Source organism: Frankia sp. CeRuru1, assembly GCF_977966315.1.
This window is the reverse complement of sequence record NZ_CDWWEW010000078.1, coordinates 10,047-16,321: the sequence shown is the minus strand read 5'-3', so window position 1 is coordinate 16,321 and position 6,275 is coordinate 10,047. Positions and strand designations below refer to the sequence as shown.

The window sequence follows — 6,275 nt, the reverse complement described above, 5'->3', positions numbered from 1 at the left end:
GAGTCCGCCGAGCCGGTCGGCCGTCCGGCGCAGGATGGCGGACACCCGGCCTCCGGTGACCACCCGGTGGATGCCCGCGGCCGCCGTGGTGCGCGAGACCCGGTCGGCATAGCCGTTGAGGTCGTGCGCGGTGGTCGGCAGTGGCAGCGGACAGGCCGCCGCGCCCGCCCGACTGATCGCGAAGAGCGCGAGCAGAAACTCGGCCGAGTTCGCGGCCAGCACCCCGACCCGCTCGCCGGCCTGGACCCCGTCCGTCGTCAGCGCGGCCGCGATCGTCCGGGAGGTGGCCGCGAGGTCCCGCAGCGAGATCACCTCGCGGGTCGACGGGAACGTGACGGGTGTGTCGGGATGCCGGGCGGCCGCAACGTCCAGTGCGTCGTGCAACGTCTCGACGTCGTGCAACGTCTCGGCGTCGAGCGGCTCATGGTGCCCGCGAGCGTCGGTCGTGCCGGTCGGTTCACTCGTGCCGGTCGGGTCCGTCGCGTGGCTGCCGTGGGTCGTGTGGGCCGGCCCGCCGGTCGTCGCCGACCGTGGAAAGACCGGCCGCGGATGGACCGTCGGAGACGTGGGCGAGATGGCGGAGGTGGGCGAGGTGGCCTCGCTCCGGATGGCAGGCATGATCCGCGCTCCTGTCTTCCGCGTCCAGGTGTCTTCCGCGCCCGTGCGACGGATGGGGCCCGGCCGGCACCGAGGCGACGGCGGCCGAACAGCAGCCGATGGGGCTGCCCGTCAGGTGTACTGATGTCTGTCCGTCGGGTGTACTGATGATCGGATGTGCTGATGAATGCCGCGGGCAGCAGGAAAAGGCTCGTGGGTATGGTGGTCGTTCGTCAACAAAAATTCAGGTAATCTATTGATCCATCAGGGCCGACAATACATCACCGAATCGTCCCGGCGGTCGAAAAATTCATCCGATGGTTTCCTGGGAGTTTACCTGGGTGTCGTCCTGGTGGTATCAAATGTACCGATCACCTCGCCGGGTCGACGGCCCGGCGCGCGACCGCGACCGAATCAAGTTTCCTGGTGTCCGGCCGGAATCTGGAGGCGAGGGTCCGGAAACGAGACTCGGGAACGGAACCGAGGGTCCCAACCCGCCACCGTCCCGCCGTCCTACTCATCCCATCCGTCGCCTCCATTCCCTCATTTCTCCCGCCGCGATCGGGCTCCGGGCAGGTGGCCTGAACGCACAGGTCCCGGGGCGCTTCCAGGTGGAGACCCACCGTGAACCAAGCTCCGTGGCACCACTCGCGCTGGCATTCGTCGGACCGACGATGAGGAGCACGCCATGGCAGTCACAACCGATTCCGTATCCGCCGGGGCGGACGCCGGTACCGGCGTCGCGGCCGACCACGGGAACCCGCTCCCGGACCAGGCGCCTGATCTGCTGGCCGCGTTGTTCGATCCCGCGAACAGGCCGAATCCCTATCCGCTCTATGCGCGCCTGCGGGCAGCCGGCCGGCTGCACGAGACGCCGTTCGGACTGCAGGTCGCCACCCGGCACGACGACTGCGTAGCGGTACTGTCCAACCAGAGTTGGGGGCACGATCAGGAGGCCCACCAACTGCATCCCACCTTGCCCGCCGAGGAGTTCCCGGCGACGTTCCTGTGGATGGAGCCGCCGGACCACACCCGGCTGCGCGGCCTGGTGAGCAAGGCGTTCACCCCGCGTCGGGTCGCCGATCTGCGGCCGCGTATCACCGCCCTCGTCGACGACCTGCTCGACACCGCGCTGCGGGCCGGAGAGTTCGACCTCATCGAGACGATCGCGTACCCGCTGCCACTCACGATCATCTGTGAGATCCTCGGGGTGCCGGCGGCCGACCACGGCATCATCCAGATCTGGTCGCAGGCGCTGGCCAGGGCGTTCGACCCGGACGTCCTGATGTCTCCGGAGGCGTTGGCGGAACGTAACGACGCCATCCCTGAGTTCCTCGCCTACTTCCGTGCGCTGGTCGCGCGCAGCCGCCGCAGCGGTGGCGACGATCTGCTCAGCGCGCTGGCCGCCGTCGAGGAGCAGGGTGATCGGCTGACCGAGGACGAACTGCTCGGCACCTGCGTGACCCTGCTGATCGCCGGCCACGAGACGACGGTCAACCTGGTCGGTAACGGGGCGCTGGCGTTGCTGCGTAACCCCGATCAGACGGCGTTGCTGCGCGACGAACCGGATCTCATCCGGCCCGCCGTCGACGAGCTGCTACGCTATGACTCCCCGATCCACCTCAACACCCGGGCAGCGACCCGGGAAATGACGGTGGGTGGCCGGACCTTTTCTCCGGGCGAGGGTGTGGTGGCGTTGATCGCTTGCGCCAACCGCGATCCGGAGGCGTTCGACGACCCGGACCGTCTCGATGTGCGCCGCTACGTGGCGGGCTCCGGCGCGTCCCGGCACCTGTCGTTCAGCCTTGGCCACCACTACTGCCTCGGCGCGCCGTTGGCGTTGCTCGAGATGGAGATCTTCCTGGCGGGGTTCCTCCACCGGGTCCGGTCCGCCGAGCTTCTCGTCGATTCGCCGCCCTACAAATCCAACCTGCTCATCCGAGGACTGGCGGAGCTCCCCGTCCGCTTCCGGGGATAGTGCCGCAAAGTCGCGGATCGAGCCGCTTCTGATATTCTGCTCGAAGTCAAGTGCCAGGTCGGAGGCGTGGTGGATGCCACGTCGGGCGAATCCTACACCGTACCTTCCGTATCTCCACACGCTGTATTCACCCGTAGTTTTTCGGGATCGCTAGCGTGTCCGCGGGAGGTACCATGGAGAGCAAGATCGATTTCCGATACCTCGTCTCTTTCCTGGCGATCGCAGAAGAACTCCACTTCGGCCGGGCCGCGGCCAGGCTCCATCTGGCCCAGCCCTCTCTCAGTCAGCAACTCCAGCGTCTCGAACGTGACATCGGTGTCGAACTGGTCAACCGGACCTCCCGGGAGGTCCGGTTGACTCCGGCGGGCCGGGCCTTCGAGAAGGAGGCACGACGTCTGCTGGAACAGGCACGACAGGCGGTCCGGGCGGCCAGGGAGGCCGCTTCCGGCCGGACCGGTCGGATCTCCATAGGGTTCAACTTCCCCGCCGGGGAACGGGTCCTCCAACCCACCCTGCTGCGGCTCAACGCTGACTACCCGAACGTCTCGACCACTCTCTGGGAGGCTCGCAGCGGCCCCCAGCTGTCCGCCCTCACCGCGGGAAAACTCGACGTCGCGCTCGTGTTCGCTGGGCCTCTCGCGGCCCAGTTGCGGTCCCATCGGGTCTTCACCGTGCCGCTGGTGGCGCTCGTCGGGCGGAACCACCCGTGGGCGGACCGCCGCCAGGTCTCGTTCCGGGAGCTGGCGGGCCAGGGATGCGTGCTGTTCCGCCGGGAACAGAGCCCGGCGATGCACGACGCCATCCTCGCCGCCGCCGACCGCTGTGGCATCCGCCTGAGTGTGGCCGAGGAGGTCGACGACTCCGGCGCCACCGGCATCGTCGTCACGACCAGGCCGGTGGTGGCCTTCGCGTCGGCGGATCGCGGCGCGCACGTGCCCACGAAGGGCCCCGTCGCGGTGCGGCTCGTCGATCCGGTACCGACTGTCGGCGCGTACGCGGTCTGGCGTCCGGATCCGCAGCCCGTCGTCACGGCCTTCCTCAACAGCCTCGACGCCGCCGGGCCGTTCCTGGGCCCGCCGTCCCTGGATCCGTCCAGGTCAGACGAGCCGGCGACCGGCCCGGCACCAAGGCCGCGGAGCACGCCCGCGGCCCTGACCTCGGTGACCGCCGGTGCGTGCTCGCTGATCCGGCAGGCCTGAAGACCGGCATGTTTGAAGATCGGTACTCCTGAACAATGGATCGATCCAAGAAAACCATCGTGGCCAGCTCCACAGCGACGTCCGTACCCATTCACATGGGCTGGAAAGACGGTTAGCATGAAGAAGCGGCCGGGCTTGTCCCGTTCCACTCGCGGTGCCATTCGGAGCGATGGGGCGATGTCGGAACGTCTTTGTCATCTTCTTTTCTGCCGCATTTAATAGGGGATTTTTCGTCGACCATCCGGGCTGATCTATGCGTGTCCGGGAACGGGGATCAACTGTGAACATTCTGCGGGTGCCCGGAGGTACTGAGCTGCCCGCCGACCGAGGGTTGGCCGCCGCCGTCCTTACTGAGGTCGCCACGGCCGCCGACCGGCCGGTCCTGGCCCACCAGGTGGACGGAGGCTGGCGCGATGTGACCGCGGGCCGGTTCTGCTCAGACGTCGTGGCCGTCGCCAGGGGCTTGGTGGCGCACGACGTCGGGGTTGGCGACCGGGTTGCGATCATGGGTCGGACCGGTTACGGCTGGGCCGTTGCTGACTTCGCGATCTGGAGCATCGGCGCGGTCACCGTCCCCGTCTACCCGACCTCCTCGGCCCACCAGGTCGACCACATCATCAGTGACTCCAAGGCCTCGTGGTGCTTCGTCGAGACACCCGACCACGAGCGTCTGGTCCTGTCCGCGGGTCTTCCCGCGACGCACGTCTGGTCCCTGGACGAGGCTGTGTCGGCACTCGGCACCGCCGGTCAGTCCGTCGCGGAGTCCGAGGTGCTCCGGCGCCGGGACGCGGTCCGGGCCGACGACCTCGCGACGATCGTCTACACCAGCGGGACGACCGGCGTGCCGAAGGGCTGCCTGCTGACCCACGCGAACGTCTTCTCTGCCGCCGTCAACTCGGTGGAACGGCTGGACTCGGTGATGCGTCCGGCCACCGGCTCGGCCAGTACCATTCTCTTCCTCCCACTCTCGCACGTGTTCGGGCGCGTGACCATGATCGGGTGTCTGTGGGCCGGAGTGCGGACGGCCCTGCTGCCGGACCCCGGGGGCCTCGTCGCGGCGCTGCACACCTTCCGCCCCACTTTCCTGATCACTGTTCCGTCGGCGCTGGAGAAGATGCGCAAGGGCGCGCGGGCGGCGGCGGCGGGCGGACTCTCGGGGCGCCTGTTCGCCGCGGCCGAACGGACCGCCTGCGCGCTGGGTCGGGCCCGGCGTGGGCAGGGCGGCCTGGGGCTCGTCACGCGGCTTCAGGCCCCGCTGTTCGACCGGCTGGTGTACCGCCGGTTGCGCGCGGCGTTCGGCGGGCGACTGCGGCACGTCGTGTGCGGGGGAGCGACGCTCGACCCCTCCACGGCCGAGTTCCTCACCGGGGTCGGGGTGTACGTCCTCGGCGCGTACGGGCTGACCGAGGCGTCGACGGCCGTCAGCATCAGCGCTCCCGGGCTCGACCGGCCGGGCAGCACGGGCCGTCCGCTGCCGGCGACCACCGTCGCGATCAGCGACGAGGGCGAGGTCCTGGTGGCCGGGCCGCAGGTCTCGTCGGGCTACTGGCCGGATCGGACGGGCGTGCACGAGCCGTGGTTGCGCACCGGTGACCTCGGTCGGCTCGACGACGAAGGGTATCTCCACATCACCGGTCGGATCAAAGAGATCATTATCACCACCGGGGGGAAGAACGTCTCGCCGGCACCGCTGGAGGACCGCATCCGGCTGCATCCGCTGGTCAGCAACGCCATAGTGATCGGGGAGAACCGGCCGTTCGTGACGGCCCTCGTGACCCTCGACCGGGCCGCCGTACAGGCCTGGGTCCGGCGGGGCGGTCACGAGCTGGACGAGGCCGCCGCCCACACCGACCCTCGGCTGGCCGCCGAGGTCAGCGCCGCGGTCGACGCGGCGAACGCGCAGGTCTCGCGGGCCGAGTCGGTGCGGAAGTTCCGCATCCTGAGCCACGACTTCACCATCCAGGGCGGCCAGCTCACCCCGTCGTTGAAGCTTCGCCGTGCCGTGATCGAGGAGGAGAACGCCAAGGAGATCGAGGAGCTGTACGCGTCCTGACCGCCCGGCACTGGCCCGGCACTGGCCCGGCAGTGGCCCGGCACTGACGTCCGCCCGCCTGGATCTCGGCGCATCGAAACGGAGCCGCACGTGGATTCCGCCGCACCGCCCCTGGGAGCACCGGATCGGCCCGTACAGTCCGACCCGGGCATGGAACCGCCCGACCACACCTGGCTGCGCGGCCTGGTGAGCAAGGCGTTCACTCCGCGCACGATCGAGGGGATGCGGCCGCGGGCCGAGCAGGTCGTCGACGACCTGCTGAGCCGCCTCATCCACCGGGGCCTGAGGTCGCTGCCGCTGAGCCTTACTCCCGGAGGCGTCGCGTGAGCATCGAGACGACCGACCCGACGGCGGACAGGCGGACGACAGCCAGGCAGGGGGTGGACCGGCAGGGGGTGGACCGGCAGGCGGCGCGGCAGGTGGTGGTCACCGGTCTCGGGGCCACGAC

5 protein-coding genes are annotated in these 6,275 nt (G+C 69.3%); 4 read left to right on the top strand and 1 reads right to left on the bottom strand.

Features of this window, described 5'->3' with window-relative positions; translation table 11 throughout:
• On the bottom strand, positions 1 to 618 hold a 618-nt coding region (locus AC08OP_RS08460), incomplete at its 3' end, for an AMP-binding protein (RefSeq protein ID WP_476613679.1).
• Between the two features lie 667 nt (positions 619 to 1,285).
• Between AC08OP_RS08460 and AC08OP_RS08455 the strand changes: the two genes are divergently transcribed.
• From AC08OP_RS08455 to AC08OP_RS08440, 4 genes are all read left to right on the top strand, one after another.
• A complete protein-coding gene (locus AC08OP_RS08455; protein ID WP_476613678.1) occupies positions 1,286 to 2,575 on the top strand; it encodes a cytochrome P450 in 1,290 nt (429 codons plus the stop codon).
• A 173-nt stretch (positions 2,576 to 2,748) separates the two neighbouring features.
• The gene (locus AC08OP_RS08450; RefSeq protein ID WP_476613677.1) at positions 2,749 to 3,774 is read left to right on the top strand and encodes a LysR family transcriptional regulator; all 1,026 of its coding nucleotides are present in this window, start codon (positions 2,749 to 2,751) and stop codon (positions 3,772 to 3,774) included.
• Between the two features lie 280 nt (positions 3,775 to 4,054).
• Entirely contained in the window at positions 4,055 to 5,827 is a 1,773-nt protein-coding gene (locus AC08OP_RS08445; protein WP_476613676.1) for an AMP-dependent synthetase/ligase, read from the top strand.
• 150 nt (positions 5,828 to 5,977) lie between these two features.
• Positions 5,978 to 6,154 (top strand): hypothetical protein, encoded by a 177-nt coding sequence (locus AC08OP_RS08440; protein WP_476613675.1) that lies wholly within the window; start codon positions 5,978 to 5,980, stop codon positions 6,152 to 6,154.
• The last annotated feature ends 121 nt before the right edge of the window (positions 6,155 to 6,275 follow it).